Below are 15,405 nucleotides of genomic sequence, written 5' to 3' on the forward strand. Positions count from 1 at the left end.
AGCGCCCCGGATTGCCGCTAAATGTCAATCGCTGCAAACCAGGGCAGACCGGGCACAGTTTCGAGATCTCCAGGACGCTTCCAGGGCGTGTCGCGAAAGTAGCTCCGTCCGCCCACAGTGCGGGAGGGACCGCCGCAACACGCCCCAGGACTCCCCGCGCACCGGAGCGGGCGCCGGCCCCCAGGCCGGCCCCCGCTCCGCAGCCGCACACCGCACACCGCACCGGCGGACGTACCGCCGGCGCGTATCCGCACCCCCGCGCCCCCCGCCGTCTTCCTCTCGACCACACGCACGGAGGCACCAGGTGAGCGAGTCCCTCGCCGAACGCATAGCCGCACTGCCGAAGTCCCGCCGGGCACTGTTCCAGGCCCTCGCGGGCCGCAACGGGGGACGCGCCGCCGTACGGGAGGACCCGGACCCGGCACCGCGGGACCCGGACGAGCCGCCGGTGCTCTCCTTCGCCCAGCGCCGGCTGTGGTTCGTCGACCAGCTCCAGCCCGGCAGCCCGGCCTACAACGTGCCGGTCGCCACCCGTATCCGGGGTCCCCTCGACGTCCCCGCCCTCCACGGTGCGCTCCAGGACCTCGTGGACCGGCACGAGATCCTGCGCACCGTCCACGAGGACGTCCCGGGCGCGGCCGAGGCGGTGCCCCGGGTGCTGGAGGGGCACCGGCTCCCGCTGCCGGTGACCGAACTGCCCGACGAGGACGCCGTCCGCGCCTTCTACGATGCGGACGCCTCCGCCCCCTTCGACCTCGCGGGAGACATCCCGGTGCGCGCCTCGCTCGCCCGGATGTCCGCCGACGACCACGTCCTCGTCCTCAATCTGCACCACATCGTCACCGACGGCTGGTCCATGCGGCTGCTGACCACCGAACTGGAGTCCGCCTACGCGGCCCGGACCGGGGCACAGGCCCCACCGCTCTCCCCGCTCGCCCTCCAGTACGCGGACTTCGCGGCCTGGCAGCGCCGCCGCATCGGCGGCGAACGGCTGGAACGCCTCACCGGCTTCTGGCGCGAGGAACTCGCCGGCGCGAGCCCCGTGGACCTGCCCACCGACCGGCCCCGGCCGCCCGTGTTCGGCCATTCGGGGGCGTCCCGCTACATCGAACTGCCCCCACGGCTCATCGACCGGCTCAGGGAGTTCGGCAAGTCCGAGGGCGCCACCCTCTACATGACGCTGCTGGCCGGGTTCGCCGCCACCCTGCGCCGCTGGACCGGCCAGGACGACATCGTCGTCGGCACCTCCGTGTCAGGCCGCGACCACCCCGCCTTCGGCGACCTCATCGGCTTCTTCGTCAACACCCTGCCGCTGCGCATCGCCGCGCCCGGCGACCTCTCGTTCGCCGGACTCGTCCGCGCCACCCGGCACACCACCCTGCAGGCGTACGCCCACCAGGAGCTTCCGTTCGACCTGATCGTGGACACGGCCGGACTGCCGCGCGACCCCAGTCGGCCACCACTCACCTCCGTGATGTTCCTGCTGGACGAGACCCCCGACACCGCGCCGCGACTCGCCGGACTCGCCACCGAACCTCTCGACTTCGCCTCCCGCGCCACCAAGTACGACCTGATGATCAGCGTCCACGACACCGGCAGCACCGTCCGCGCCCTGGTGGAGTACCCCACCGACCTCTTCGACCCGGCGACCGTCGACCGGCTCCTGGGCAACTTCCTCACCACCCTGGAAGGCGCCGTCGACCGCCCCGAGGCACGGCTCCGCGACCTCCCGCTGCTCACCGGTGCCGAGCGCCGCGCCGCGCTGGACGACTGGAACGCCACCCGGGCCCCCTTCCCCCAGGACGCCTGCCTCCACCAGCTGTTCGAGGAGCACGCCGACCGCAGGCCGGACGCCGCGGCGGTCGTCTGCGGCGGCCTGGGCGGCTGGACCGTCACCTACCGGGAGCTGGAGGAGCGCGCCAACCGGCTCGCCCGCCGGCTCACCGAGGCGGGCGCCGGCCCCGACCGGACCGTGGCCCTGTGCCTGCGCCGGGGCCCCGGGCTGATCACCGCGATCCTCGCCGTCCTCAAGGCGGGCGCCGCCTACGTCCCGCTCGACCCCGAGTACCCCCAGGAGCGCCTGGGCCTGCTTCTCGACGACGTGGCAGCGCCGATCGTCGTCTCCGACGCGGAAGTCGTGGGCCGGCTGCCGCTCCGCCCCGGCACCGACCGGATCCTGCTGGACGCCGACCGGCCGCTGCTGGAGACGTTCCCCGCGACCCGTCCCGCGGTCCCCGTCACCTCCCGCGACCTCGCGTACGTCATCTTCACCTCCGGCTCCACCGGCACACCCAAGGGGATCGCGCTGGAGCACCGCGGGGTCGTCAACAACCTGCTCGACCTCAACCGCTCCTACGGCATCGGCCCCGGCGACGCCGTCCTCGCCCTCTCCTCGCCCAGCTTCGACATGAGCGTCTACGAGACGCTCGGCATGCTCGCGGCCGGCGGCACCGTGGTCCTGCCGGACCCCGCGGCCGCCAAGGACCCGGCCCACTGGGCCGAGCTGATCGAGCGCCACGGCGTGACCGTGTGGAACTCCGCGCCCGCACTGCTCGGGCTGCTCCTCGACCAGCTGGAGCACGCCTCCGGTCCCGCGCTGCCCGGCCTGCGCGCCGCCTTCCTCGGCGGCGACTGGATCCCCGTCACCCAGCCCGACCGGATCCGGGCCTTCGCCCCCGGGCTGCGGTTCGCGGCGCTCGGCGGGGCGACCGAGGCGTCCATCCACTCCGTCGAGTACCGGGTGGGCCGCGTCGAACCGGGCTGGACGAAGCTGCCGTACGGCCGGCCGATGGCCAACCAGCGCACCTACATCCTCGATCCCGAGGACCGGATCGTGCCGGTCGGCGTGCCCGGCGAACTGCACCTCGGCGGGACCGGGCTGGCCCGCGGATACCTCAACCGGCCGGAGCTGACAGCGGAGAAGTTCGTCCACGTCGAACTCGAGCCCGGCCGCACCGAACGGCTCTACCGGACCGGGGACCTCGCCCGCTACCTGCCCGACGGGACCGTCGAGCTGCTCGGCCGCACCGACTTCCGCATCAAGCTCAACGGGCTGCGCATCGAGCCCGGCGAGGTGGAGGGCGCCCTGCGCGACCGGCCCGGCGTGCGCGAGGCCGTCGTCGTCGCCCGGCAGGCCGCCGGCTCGGCACGCCTGGTCGGCTACGTCGTGCCCGAGGACGGCGCGGCCCCGGACACCGCCGCCCTGCGCGGCGCGCTGGGCACGGTGCTCCCGCCGCACTGCGTGCCCGCCGAACTCGTCGTCCTGGAGCGGCTGCCGCTCAGTCCCAACGGCAAGGTCGACCGCAAGGCCCTGCCCGAACCGCGCCGCGCCGCCGCTCACTCGGACGGTTCCGCCGCCGCGCCGGACGGCCCGGATCCCGGGACACCGGCGGCCCGCCGGGTCGCGGCCGTCTGGGCGGATGTCCTGGGACTCGCCGACGTCGGCGCCGACGACGACTTCTTCGCCCTCGGCGGCGACTCGTTCGCCGCCGTACGCGCGGTCCGGGCCGTCGCCGAGGCACTGCCGGAGGCCCACGCGCTGCGTGTGGTGGACCTGTTCGGCAACCCGACGCCGGCCGGCCTCGCCGCCCGTGCCGAGGAACTGGGCGGCAGCGGCGGGGGGACGGAACCCCACCGGCTGCTGCACCGGCTGTCCTCCGGGGACGAGAACGACAGGTCCGCCCTGACCCTCGTGTGCTTCCCCCACGGCGGCGGTGACGCCATCGCCTACCGGCCACTCGCGGCCGAACTGCCGCCGCACATCGAACTGCTGGCCGTCTCCCCGCCCGGCCACGACCCGCTCGCCCCGGGCCCCATGCTCCCCGTCACCGAGTTCGCCGAACTCGCCGCCCGGGAGATCGCCCGCAGCGTCACCGGACCGTTCGCGGTCTACGGCCACTGCGCAGGCGTCGTCGCCGCCCTGGAGACCACACGGGTGCTGGAACGCGACGGGCTGCGGCCCGTGGCGCTCCACCTGGCGGCCGCGCTCCCGGAGGACGACCCCGAGTTCGCCCTGGAGATGGAACGCACCTCCAGCGACGAGGACCTCGTCGCCTACCTCACCGCCATGGACGGCTTCGACGGCGTCCTCGACGACAGCGACCTGACGGCCGTGATGCGGATGGTCCGCCACGACATGACCGAGGCCGCCCGGTTCTTCGCCCGTACGCCCCAGGGCTACGAACGGCCGCTCGCCACCCCGCTCACCTGCGTCGTCGGCGACGCCGACGACGCCACCCAGGGATATGAGCAGGGCCACCGGGCGTGGGGCCGGTACGCCCGTGACCTGCGGCTCGCCGTGATCCCCGGCGGCCGCCACTACTTCGCCAAGCATCTACCCGACCGGCTCGCCGCGCTGCTGGCCGATCTGCACCGCAACGGAGGAACCCATGTCTGACCTCGCCGAACGGCTCGGCCGGCTGCCCCAGGGGCAGCGCTCCCGGCTGCTGGGCCGGATGCGCAACCAGATGACCGCGGGCGTCGGCCACCGCGTCGAACTCAAGCGCGCCGACCACGGGCCGCGTTCCCGGGCCTCCTTCCAGCAGGAGCAGATGTGGTTCGTCGACCGGCTGGGCGCCGGCAAGGCCCGCAACAACATAGCCCTCGCCGTCCGGCTGGACGGGCCGCTCGACCGGGCCGCGCTGCACGAGGCGGTCAACGCGGTCGTCGCCGGCCACCAGGTGCTCCACAGCAGGCTCGTCGAGGTCGACGGGGTGCCCTGGCAGGAACCCGTGCCCGCCTTCGTCCTCGGCGTCCAGACCAGCGACCTCGGCGCGAGTGAGGACCCGGAGCGGGAGCTGGCCGAACTCACCGCGTCCTGTGCGTCGGCGCCGTTCGACCTGGCCGACGCCCCGCCCGTACGCGCCCACCTGGTGCGGCTCGCGGACGAGCGGCACGTACTGCTGTGGGTCGTCCACCACGTCGTCTGGGACCCGGGCTCCACGCGCATCTTCACCGAGGAGCTCACCTCCTGCTACACCCAGGCGGTCCAGGGCCGGCGCCCGGAACCGGCCGCCCCGCCCGTCGAGTACGCCGACTTCGCCGCCTGGCAGCGCGCCAAACTCGACAACGAGGAGCACCGCAGGGCGCTCGCCGACAAGTGGCGGCAGCTTCTCGCCGGCGCCGAGGCCACCGAGGTCATGCCCGACCATCCGCGCAGCCCCGAGACCCGCGGCGACGGCCGCGGACTGAGCCTCCGGCTGGAGCAGGACCTGCTGGACCGGCTCAGCGCGCTGGCCGAGAGTTCCGACACCACCGTCTTCACCACCCTGCTCGCCGCCTTCAACGCACTGCTGCGGCACTGGACCCACACCGAGGACGTGGTCGTCGGCACGGCCAGCGCCTCCCGCCCCCACCCCGACCTGGAACGGGTCATCGGCTGCTTCGTCCAGATGATCACCCTGCGCACGGAGGTGGGGGACGGCCTCACCTTCCGCGAACTCGTCTCGCGCACGGCGGGCACCGTCATGGAGGCCTTCACCAACAGCGAGCTCCCCTTCGAGCAGGTCGTGGACGCCGTACGGCCGGTCCGCGACCCGATGCGGCACCCCCTGTTCCAGATCGAGTTCACCTCGCTCGGCCGCTGGGGCGCGCACACCACCCGGTCCGCCGACGTGGACTTCGCCGTCGAGCAACTGCACGACGGAGCCGCCAAGTTCGACATGAGCTTCCTGGTGGGCGAGAACGACGGGCTGGAGCTGTCCCTGGAGTACAACACCTCGCTCTACCGCCATGGCACCGCCTCCGCGCTGCTGACGGCCTTCCGCCGGGTCATCGAGCAGGTCGCGGCCGACCCCGACATCCCCATCGGCGGCATCAGCCTGGTGGAGGAGCCGGCGGCGTCCCGGCACGCCCGTGAACTGTCCCGCGGCGGCCCGGTCGACGAGGCCGCCTGGAACGCCACCCTCGACCGCGCCTTCCGCGAGCGCGCCACCATCCAGCCCGACGCCGTCGCCGTCCGGCACGGCGGCACGACGCTGGACTACGCGGCCCTGGACCGCTGGTCCGAGGCCATCGCCCACCGGTTGCGCGACCGGGGAGTACGGCACGGCGACCCGGTCGCCGTCTGCCTCGGGCGGGGTCCGGCGGCCGTCGCGGCCCTGCTCGGCATCCTCAAGGCCGGCGCCCACTACCTGCCCGTCGACCCGGCCGCCCCGGCCGAGCGGACCAGGACCGTGCTGGCCGACGCCGGCGTCCGGCACGCCCTGGTCGACGACGGGGCCGACCTGCCCGTACCGCTGGAGCTCGTCACGGCCGGCACCACGGCCCCGGTGCGCGAAGTACCCTCCCTGGCCCCGACGTCGAGCCCCGCCGACCTCGCCTACGTGCTCTACACCTCGGGCAGCAGCGGAACCCCGAAGGGCGTCATGATCGAGCACCGCTCGGTCACCCACTTCTCCCGCACGATCGCCCGGGCGTACGAGATGGGCACCGGCGACCGCGTTCTGCACTTCGCCCCGCTCACCTTCGACGTCTCCGTCTTCGAGGTCTTCACCACCCTGCTGGCCGGCGGGGAACTCGTCATCGCCACCGACGACGAGCGCCGCGACCCGGCCCTCCTCGAGACCCGGATGCGCGACGACGCGGTGACCGTCGCCGAACTGCCGCCCGCCCTGCTGCCCCTGCTCGACCAGGCCCGCCTGCCCGACCTGCGGCTGGTCTCCGTCGGCGGTGAGGCGTTCCCCGGCAAGCTGGTCGCCGAATGGACGGCGGGGGAGCGGCGGTTCGTCAACGGCTACGGCCCGACCGAGGCCACCGTCGCCGTCACGCTCATGGACTGCGCCGGCAGCTACGACCGCAATCCGCCGATCGGCCGCCCGATGCCGGGCCACCAGGCGTTCGTCCTGGACGAGCGGCTGCGCCCCGTACCGCCCGGCGTACCGGCCGAACTGTGCGTCGCCGGGCCCGGCGTCGCCCGCGGCTACCTCGGGCGGCCCGAACTGACGGCGGAACGGTTCGTCACCAACCCCTACGCCGACGGTCCCGAGACCGAACGGCTCTACCGCACCGGCGATCTCGTGCGCTGGCTCCCCGGCGGGAACCTGGAGTTCCTCGGCCGCACCGACCGGCAGCTGAAGCTGCGCGGCCACCGCATCGAGCCGGGCGAGGTGGAGGCCGTGCTCCTCGGCCACCCCTCCGTGCAGCAGGCCGTCGCCGTCGCCCGGCCCGGCGCCGGGGGCGAGCCCGTCCTGGCCGCGTACGTCACGGTCCAACAGGCCGGCGGGTACGCCTCCGAGGTCGCCGACGCCGAGGGAGTGCGGGCCTACGCCGCCTCCCGGCTGCCCGGCTACATGGTGCCCGTGGTCGTCGTCCTGGACGATCTGCCCCTCACCCCGCACGGCAAGGTCGACGTCGCGGCGCTGCCGCTGCCCGTGGACCAGGCCGCCGGCGGCACCGCCCCGCGCGACGCCGTCGAGGAGCAGATCTGCCGCGACATCCTCACCCCGCTGCTGGAGTGGACCAGCCCCGACGTCGAGGGCGACTTCTTCGCCCTCGGCGGCAGTTCGCTCCAGGCGACGATCGTCGTCTCACGGGTCCGCGCCGTCTTCGGCATCGACATCGCGCTGGCCGACTTCTTCAGCCGCCCGACGGTCGCCGGACTCGCCGACCTCGTCCGCACCGCCCGGGCCGAGGCGGCCGGCGAGCAGGACCGGCTGCTGGCGGTGTTCGACCAGATCGAGAACATGAGCGACGAGGAAGCGGCCGCGCTGCTCGACTCGCTGCAGAAGCCGGACGGCGGGCGATGACCGCCGACACCGGGACCGGGGTCGACCGGGCTCTCGCCGCCCTGCCGGAGGCCAAGCGGGAGCTGGCCCGGATGCTGCTCGCGGCCCGGAGCCCCGTCCCCGACCGGCCGGCCCCGCGCTCCGGCACGGGGCCGGTCCCGGCCACCGCACTCCAGGCCCGCCTCCTGAGGCGCGAGCGGCTCGGCACCGCGGGCAGCAGCGGCACCGGTTCGCACGCCGTACGGCTCACCGGACGACTCGACACGGGGCGGCTGCGCGAGGCGCTCACCGGCGTACTGGCCCGCCACGAGGCACTGCGCTGCCGGATCACCGAGCCCGAGGACGGCGGCGGACCCCTGCTGACGGTGGACGAGGATGCGTCCCTGCGGCTGACCCGAACGGACCTGACGCACCGCACGGCCGCGGCGCGGCGGGACGCCGTACGCGCCCAGCTGGCCGAGAGCGCCGCGACACCGCTGTTCCTGGAGAGCGGCCGTACCAGCGCGTTCCGACTGCTGACGCTCGGCGAGGGCGACCACGTCCTCGTCCTCGCCTCTCACCTGGGCGTCTTCGACGGCTGGTCGTCGGGGGTGTTCCTGAACGACCTCGCAACCGGCTACCGCGAGGGCCCCGGAAGCCTCGCGCCGCCGGAGTTGCAGTTCCCCGATCACGCGGACTGGCAGCGGCGCTGGCTCGCCTCCCCGGACGGTGCCGCCGAACTGGCGGACCGTCGCGCCGCGTTCGCCGGGATCCCGGCGCCGCCGCGGGCACCCGGCGGCTTCGAGCGGGGCCATGTCCCGGTACGCCTGGACCGCGGGCCGGGCAGCCCCCTCGCCGCAGGGCTGGCTCTCGGCGCCGCCGAGGGCGCCACCCCCTTCATGACGCTCGTCGCGGCCCTCGCCGTCGTCCTGGCCCGGCGGGACGGGACCACCGAGGCCGTCGTCGGCACGCCGGCGGCGGGCCGCTTCGCCGGGCCGCTCGAGGGGGCCGTCGGACAGTTCACGACGGTCGTACCGATCCGGATCGACCTGTCAGGGCGCCCCTCCTTCGTGGAACTGCTCCACCGCGCCCGCACGGCGGTCGCCGACGGGCTGAGCCGACAACGGCTGCCCGTGGACGAGCTCTTCACCGGCGGGACACAGCCGTACGGCGTCCTGTTCGCCCTGCACAACTATCCCGCCGTGTCCCTCGGCCTGCCCGGCATCGAGGTGGGTCAGCTTCCCGGTCCGCCCGCCCACCACCTGGAGCTGTACAGCACCGACCCCGCCGCCACCCTGGCCTGCGTCGGCCTGGTCGAACGCGAAGGCGAGATCGGCGGAACGGCCGAGTTCAACCGCAAGGCCGCCGGTCCCGAGGACGTGACCGGGCTGCTCTGCGGGGTCGAGGACGTCCTCGCCCGTGCCGCCGCGTCCCCCGGGACCACCCTCTGACGCGCCCTAGCCCCTGGGAGTAACCGTTGCTCACCACCGAGTTCTACCGGGCACCCGCCGACTGCGGCCTCGTCCGCTCCGGTGAGGGTGCGCCCCGCACACCCATGCGAGCCCTCCGCGAGGAGATCCACGACGTCCTGGTGTCCGCACCCGTCGCCGCCGCCCGGCGCAGCCGGGATCCCCGTCCCGTGCACCGGGCCCTCGGCGGCGCGGGACTGCTCGCCCCGCAGTGGCCCGAGGAGTACGGCGGCCGCGGAGTCAGCCAGGTCGCCGCCGCCGTGCTCGTCGAGGAACTGGCGATGCACGACGTGCCCGACCTGCTGCACACCCTGACCGTGCAGATCGTCGGATCCACCCTCCTCAACGTGGCGAGCGCCGCCATGAAGGCCCGTCATCTGCCGGGCTTCGCCGCCGGAACCGCCTTCGGCTGCGTGCTCTTCAGCGAGCCGCAGGCCGGCTCCGACCTGAACATCCTGTCCACCCGCGCCGTCTCCGACGGCAACGGCGGCTACAAGCTCTACGGCACCAAGGTCCACTCGCTGTTCGCCGGCCTCGCCGACTACGGACTGTGCCTCGCGCGTGCCGAGAACGACGCCTTCACCCTGTTCCTGGTACCCCTGGCCCACCAGGGCGTCACGATCACCGCCGTCCCCGGCATCGGGGACGACGCCTTCCACGAGGTCACCCTGGACGGGGTGGCCGTCACCGCGGACGAGGTGGTCGGCGAGCCCGGCCAGGGCTGGGCGATCGTCGTCAAGACGCTCGCCTTCGAACGCACCGGACTCGACTACTACGTCAAGGCCCTGCGCTGGTACCGCGCCGCCGTGGAACGGCTCGAAGCCCACACCGACCGGCTTCAGTCCGGCCAGCACGACCAGATCGGCCTCGCCAAGCTCAACGCCCGCCTCCTGGCGGCGGGCACGCTCGTACGGCGCGTACTGACCCGGCTGGACCGCGGCGAGCTCAACGAGGACGAGGCGGCGGCCGCCAAGTGGTACACCACCGAACTCGCCGCGGAGGTCGCCTGGTGGGCCGCCGAACTGGACGGCGACCACAGCATGACCCTCGACGACCCCGGTACCGACGGGGTGGCACATCCACTGGACTCGGCGCTGCGGGAAGCCCCCGGGATGCGGATATCGGGCGGCACCGCCGAGATGATGCTCGAGACGCTGGCCCGGCTGCGTCTCGACTCAGGGGCGGAGGTACGGCCTTGACAAGCGCAGCACAACGGACGGCGGACGGCAGGCCACCCGTGGAGCGGTGGCGGGAGCGCGAGGACGAGGACTCACTCTTCCGGCAGCTCCGGCTCACCGTCCGGCAGGGCCTGGAGATCGACGCCGCCACACCCACCAGCGCGTGGGAGGCCCTGACGGGCGTGGGGGCCTGGGAGTTCGCCCTGCCCATCGGCATGGACGGCCTCGACCTGGGCCAGGCCGTCGTCGCCATGGTCTGCGAGGAGGGCGGCAACGCGATGCAGCCGGTGCCGCTCACCGACACCTTCCTCGCGCTGGACCTGCTGGCCGGGCTGGGTCCGCTCGCCCCGGAGGGCCTCGACGGCCTGCTCGACCGGGTCCGGGACGGCTCACACCCCGTCGCCGTGCCGGGCCGGCTGCCCGACCCGCGCGGTTCCGTACCGCCCGGCATCACCTGGAAGCCCGACGGTGACGACGGCGGTGTCGTGCTGACCGGCTCCGCAGGACCCTTCGCCGCGGGTGTGGAGCCCGGCTCGCTGCTCGTCCTGGCCTCCGGGCCCGACGGGCCGTGCGTCGCCCTCGCCGACCCGTCGGCCTCCGGGGTCGAACTGCGCGCGCTGCGCGACCACGGCGGCGGCGCGGTCTCCGGCGCCGTCCTCGACGGAGCCCGGATACCGGCGGGGTCCGTCGTCCTGCGGGGGATCGCGGCCGAACAGGCGCTCGCCCGGGCGGGTCTGCGCGCCGCCGTCCACCAGGCGTCGCTGCTCGCCGGCATCACCGCGGCCGCGCTGACGGCGGTCGTCTCCCGGATCAGGAGCCGCCGGCAGTTCGGCCAGGCACTGGTGAAGCACCAGGGGCCCCGGCTGAGGGTCGCCGGTCTCCTGGCCCGTCTCGACGCGGTGCGCTGGGCGGTCGGGGACGCCGCCAAGGACCTCGACGAGAACCGGCTCGGCCCCGGCGACGCGGCAGGGCTGATCGCCCTGACCGCGGAGACCGCGCTGGACGTCACCCGTGACGCGGTCCATCTGCACGGGGCCTCCGGGCTCTTCAGGGACGGGCTGGTGGCCGGGTGCTACCGGCGGGCCGCATGGGAGGCACTGCGCTGCGGCCGCCCCACCCAGCTGTGGGACATCGCCGCGCACACCGCCTGAGGAGGGGCACGGAGAGGGCTCCCGCCGGTGCGGGAGCCCCTGGCCAGGGGCCGTCCTCGCCGGCCCGCTCCCGTGGCGCTGGGGCCCGCCGTCTCGGTGGGCCCCAGCGCCACGGGACGCTCAGTCCAGGTCGCGGCGCATCACCCAGCGATAGCGCTTGTCGCTCTTGGCCTCGGTCCTGCGGACCCGGTGGAAGCCCGCCCGCTCGAACATCTCCATCGTGCCGACGTACGCGAGCGTCGAGTTCACCCGGCCGCCCTCCGGGTCCACGGGGTAACCCTCCACCGCGGGGGCGCCGTTGGCCCGGGCGTGCTCCACCGCGCCCTCCAGCAGACCCGACGCGACGCCCTTGCCGCGGAACTCCTTGCGCACGACGAAGCACGTGACGGACCACACCGGCAGGTCGTCGACGGGCGTGATCGTCTTCGACGACGTCAGCCGGTCCAGGTGCTTGCGCGGCGCCACGTTGCACCAGCCGGCCACCTCCCCGTCGAGATAGCCGAGCACTCCGGGGGGCGGGTTGCCCGCCTCGACGAGTGAACCCAGGTGCGCGCCCCGCTCGTCGGCGGTCATCCGCCCGTAGTCGCCGGTGGTCAGCCGCCAGGCCATGCACCAGCAGGTGTGCGCGCTCTTGCGCGGCTGCAGTACCGCCCGCACGTCGTCCCATCGTTCGGCGGTCGCCGGCAGAACTTCCCAACTCATCAGGCTACTTCGCTCTCTTTCCATTGCTGTGCGTGTCCCGCGGACGCGGGAACGCCCCTCGTCCGGCGACCCTCGCCCATGAGGGCCGCCAGGACCCCCGCGGCACGACGGCACGCCTGTCGTCCGACACCCAGATGTGTGACGAGCCGGACCGTCCGTGGACCGGGCGCGGTCACCAGGACCCCCTCCCGGGCCGCCCCGGCCACGACCTCCTCGGCGTCCGGTGTGTCGACGAGGACGACGTTGGTCTCCTGCGGACGCACCGCGCATCCGGCGTCCCGCAGTCCCGTCGCGAGCAGGGCCGCGTGGGTGTGGTCCTCGGCCATGCGCTCCAGGTGGTGGTCCAGCGCGTGCAGGCCCGCGGCCGCCAGGATCCCCGACTGCCGCATGCCGCCTCCCAGACCGTGCCGCAACGACCGCGCTCTGGGAAGGCTTTCGGCGGCCGTGAGCAGAACGGAGCCGACCGGGGCGCCGAGCCCCTTCGACAGGCACACCGACAGGGTGTCCGCCACCGGGGCCCCGTACTCCGCCAGCGGCGTTCCGGTCGCGGTGTGCGCGTTCCAGATCCGGGCGCCGTCGATGTGCACCGAGACCCCGGCGCTCCCGGTCAGCCGCCGGATCGCGCGCAGTGTCTCCACGGGGTACACGGCGCCGCCCCCGCGGGTGTGGGTCTGCTCGAGCGCCACCGCGCGGGTGCCGACGGTGTAGGCGTTGCCCGGACGCAGGACGGCCTCCAGTTCCTCGGCCCCGAGCAGTCCCCGCTCACCGGGGACGGTGCGCGTCTGGATCCCGCCGTACCGGGCGGGCGAGCCCTCCTCGTGGGCCAGGATGTGGGCCTCGGCGTCGCAGACGATCTCCTGGCCCGGCGCGACGAGCAGACGCAGCGCGATCTGGTTGGCCATCACGCCCGACGGGACGAACAGGGCGCCGCCGAAGCCGAACAGGCCGGCCAGGCGGTCCTCCAGCGCGCGGACGGTGGGGTCCTCCCCGAACAGGTCGTCGCCGACCTCGGCGACGGCCATCGCGCGGCGCATCGCCGGCGTCGGACGGGTCACGGTGTCGCTGCGCAGATCGACGGTCTCCATGGTCATGACGGTGTGTCAGCTCCTCGGTCGCCTCGCGGTCGCGGTGTCAGCCCGCGGACGGCGGCCCAGTCCAGCAGCGGCCGCACCGTTTCCCACGTCTCCCGGACGAAGGCGCCGGCGGCGGCCGAGCCGAGGGCGGGGCCCGGTCCGAGCCGCCGTCCGGCGTCGATCCTGCGGTGCCGCAGCAGCTCCAGCCGGGGGTGGTCCGCCGGCACGCCCCGTGGCCGGGTGGCGAGCCTGTCGCCGCCGATCGTGAACCCCAGACCGGTCAGCCGGGCGGTGATCGCGGCCAGTTCCGCGCCGTCCGCCTCCTCCCCGACGGCGGCGCGGTAGCGGGCGACCTCGGCGCCCCCGTACGGGTACCAGCGCCCGGAGGCGTACAGCCCCTCCCGGTCCAGATGCAGCCAGAAACCCAGGGCGGGCAGCACGTCGAGGTACCCGCCCTGGTACGTCTTGTACGGGGACTTGTCGTGGGACATCCGGGTGTCCCGGACCGGGCCGAGCAGACGCACCCCGCCCGCGTACTCGGCGAAGTGCGCGGACAGTTCGCCGGCCAGCTCCTCCATGGGAGCCCGGACGTCCCGCTCGTACACCGCGCGGTGACGCGCCCGCCACGACTCCTTGGAGTTGTCGGCGGCGAGTGCCTCGTACAGGCGCGGTGCCGAGGGCGGGAAGCCGCTGAACGTCACGACCCGTACCCCGGCAGCGGGTGGCGGGCGCACAGTGCGTCGACGCGGGCCCGTGCCGCCGCGCGCGTCGCGGCCGGGAGCACTCCGGAGCCGGCCCGCAGGGCGTCGAGGACGTCCGCGACCAGGTCCGCGCACTCGCCCGCCGCGTTGCGGTCCATGCCGCGTGCCGCCAGGGTGTTGCTGCCCAGCCGCAGTCCGGCGGTGGTCCGCACGGGCGTGGTGTCGCCCGGGACGCGATTGCGGTTGACGACGATGCCGCAGGACTCCAGAGCCTCCTCGGCGACGTCACCCGTCAGGCCGGCCGGGCGCAGGTCGATGAGCACCATGTGGGTGTCCGTGCCGCCGGTGACCAGGCGCAGGCCGCGCTCGGACAGCCGCTCGGCGATCGCCTGGGCCCCGTCCGCCAGCCGCTTGGCCAGCTCGGCGAACTCGGGGCCCGCCACGAAGTCCAGGGCCCGGGCCTTGGCCGCGACCGACGCGAGGTCCGGGGTGCCCTGGGTGAACGGGAACACGGCGCGGCGCATGGTCGAGGCGAGCGTCCCGCGCTCGGGCCCCGACCTGCCGGCGTCACGGCCGAGCAGGATCAGCCCGCCGCGTGGACCGTACAGCTGCTTGTAGGTGCTCGTGGTGGTGATGTGGGCGTGGTCGACGGGGCTCGGGTGCAGTCCCGCCGCGACGAGCCCCGCGATGTGCGAGATGTCGGCGAGCAGATAGGCGTTCGTCTCGTCGGCGATCTCCCGGAAGCGGGCGAAGTCGATGCTGCGCGGGTAGGCGCTCGCCCCGCAGACGATCAGCTTGGGCCGGTGGGTGAGGGCCAGATCGCGGATCCGGTCGTAGTCCAGCAGCCCCTCGGGGGTGAGCCGGTACCCCACGGCGTTGTAGTAGCGGCCGCTGACCGAGGCGGGTGAGCCGTGGGTGAGATGCCCCCCGCAGTCGAGGTCCAGGCCCAGCAGGGTGTCGCCGGGTGCGAGCAGGGCGGTGAGCACCGCCAGGTTCGCGGACGACCCCGAGTGCGGCTGGACGATGGCGTCCTGGGCCGAGAACGCCGCACGGGCCCGCTCGATCGCCAGCCGTTCGATCTCGTCGGCGACCGAGCAGCCGGCGTGGTAGCGCCCGCCCGGATAGCCCTCGGCGGTGAGGTTCCCGAGCGTGCTTCCGCCACAGGCCAGCACGGACGGGTCGGCGACGCTCGAGGCGGCGACCATCATCAACGTGTTGTTCTGACGGTCCGCCTCCCGGTTCAGCAGCTCGTACAGGACGGCGTCGGTGCGGCGCAGCCGGGTGGCGGCGTGTCCGGCGAAGGTGATCATGTCGGGTGTTTCCGGCCGCGGAGCCGCGGTCGCCGGGGCACCGTAGGCGGCCGGGGCGCCCAGCGGCGCGGGCAGGGTGAACGTCATGGCTGTCCCCTCGTGGAGTTCCAGTGGTCGT

Annotated in this window: 9 protein-coding genes; 5 read left to right on the forward strand and 4 right to left on the reverse strand. The window is 74.2% G+C overall.

Annotated elements, in window-relative coordinates:
- Positions 1–304 precede the first annotated feature (304 nt).
- The 5 genes from FEF34_RS34470 to FEF34_RS34490 are packed head-to-tail and all read left to right on the forward strand — an operon-like array spanning position 305 to position 11,501.
- Positions 305–4,396 (forward strand): non-ribosomal peptide synthetase, encoded by a 4,092-nt coding sequence (locus FEF34_RS34470; protein WP_138056660.1) that lies wholly within the window; start codon positions 305–307, stop codon positions 4,394–4,396.
- A complete protein-coding gene (locus FEF34_RS34475) occupies positions 4,389–7,745 on the forward strand; it encodes a non-ribosomal peptide synthetase (protein ID WP_138056661.1) in 3,357 nt (1,118 codons plus the stop codon). Before FEF34_RS34470 ends, FEF34_RS34475 begins: the two co-directional genes overlap by 8 nt.
- Positions 7,742–9,154 carry a condensation domain-containing protein gene (locus tag FEF34_RS34480; protein WP_138056662.1) on the forward strand — a complete coding sequence of 471 codons (1,413 nt, stop codon included), beginning with the start codon at positions 7,742–7,744 and terminating at the stop codon, positions 9,152–9,154. The genes FEF34_RS34475 and FEF34_RS34480 overlap by 4 nt, the downstream gene beginning before the upstream one ends.
- Before the next feature lie 26 nt (positions 9,155–9,180).
- Entirely contained in the window at positions 9,181–10,371 is a 1,191-nt protein-coding gene (locus tag FEF34_RS34485; RefSeq protein WP_138056663.1) for an acyl-CoA dehydrogenase family protein, read from the forward strand.
- On the forward strand, positions 10,368–11,501 hold the full coding sequence (locus tag FEF34_RS34490) for an acyl-CoA dehydrogenase family protein (protein WP_138056664.1): 1,134 nt from the start codon (positions 10,368–10,370) through the stop codon (positions 11,499–11,501). Before FEF34_RS34485 ends, FEF34_RS34490 begins: the two co-directional genes overlap by 4 nt.
- Before the next feature lie 120 nt (positions 11,502–11,621).
- Here the strand turns inward: FEF34_RS34490 and FEF34_RS34495 are convergent, their stop codons facing one another.
- From FEF34_RS34495 to FEF34_RS34510, 4 genes are read right to left on the reverse strand one after another with little or no spacing between them, the layout of a single operon-like run.
- Positions 11,622–12,203: a GNAT family N-acetyltransferase gene (locus FEF34_RS34495; RefSeq protein ID WP_138056665.1), complete on the reverse strand. Its 582-nt coding sequence runs from the start codon at positions 12,201–12,203 to the stop codon at positions 11,622–11,624.
- Positions 12,203–13,294, reverse strand: coding sequence for a threonine aldolase family protein (locus FEF34_RS34500; RefSeq protein WP_234042660.1), 1,092 nt, complete (start codon positions 13,292–13,294; stop codon positions 12,203–12,205). The genes FEF34_RS34495 and FEF34_RS34500 overlap by 1 nt, the downstream gene beginning before the upstream one ends.
- Complete coding sequence (locus tag FEF34_RS34505) at positions 13,291–13,977, reverse strand: DUF2461 domain-containing protein (RefSeq protein ID WP_171053206.1); 687 nt, start codon at positions 13,975–13,977, stop codon at positions 13,291–13,293. The genes FEF34_RS34500 and FEF34_RS34505 overlap by 4 nt, the downstream gene beginning before the upstream one ends.
- Positions 13,974–15,374 (reverse strand): serine hydroxymethyltransferase, encoded by a 1,401-nt coding sequence (locus tag FEF34_RS34510; RefSeq protein ID WP_234042661.1) that lies wholly within the window; start codon positions 15,372–15,374, stop codon positions 13,974–13,976. Before FEF34_RS34510 ends, FEF34_RS34505 begins: the two co-directional genes overlap by 4 nt.
- Positions 15,375–15,405: the final 31 nt, after the last annotated feature.

It is taken from the genome of Streptomyces marianii, from assembly GCF_005795905.1.
In the GTDB taxonomy this organism is placed as follows: domain Bacteria; phylum Actinomycetota; class Actinomycetes; order Streptomycetales; family Streptomycetaceae; genus Streptomyces; species Streptomyces marianii.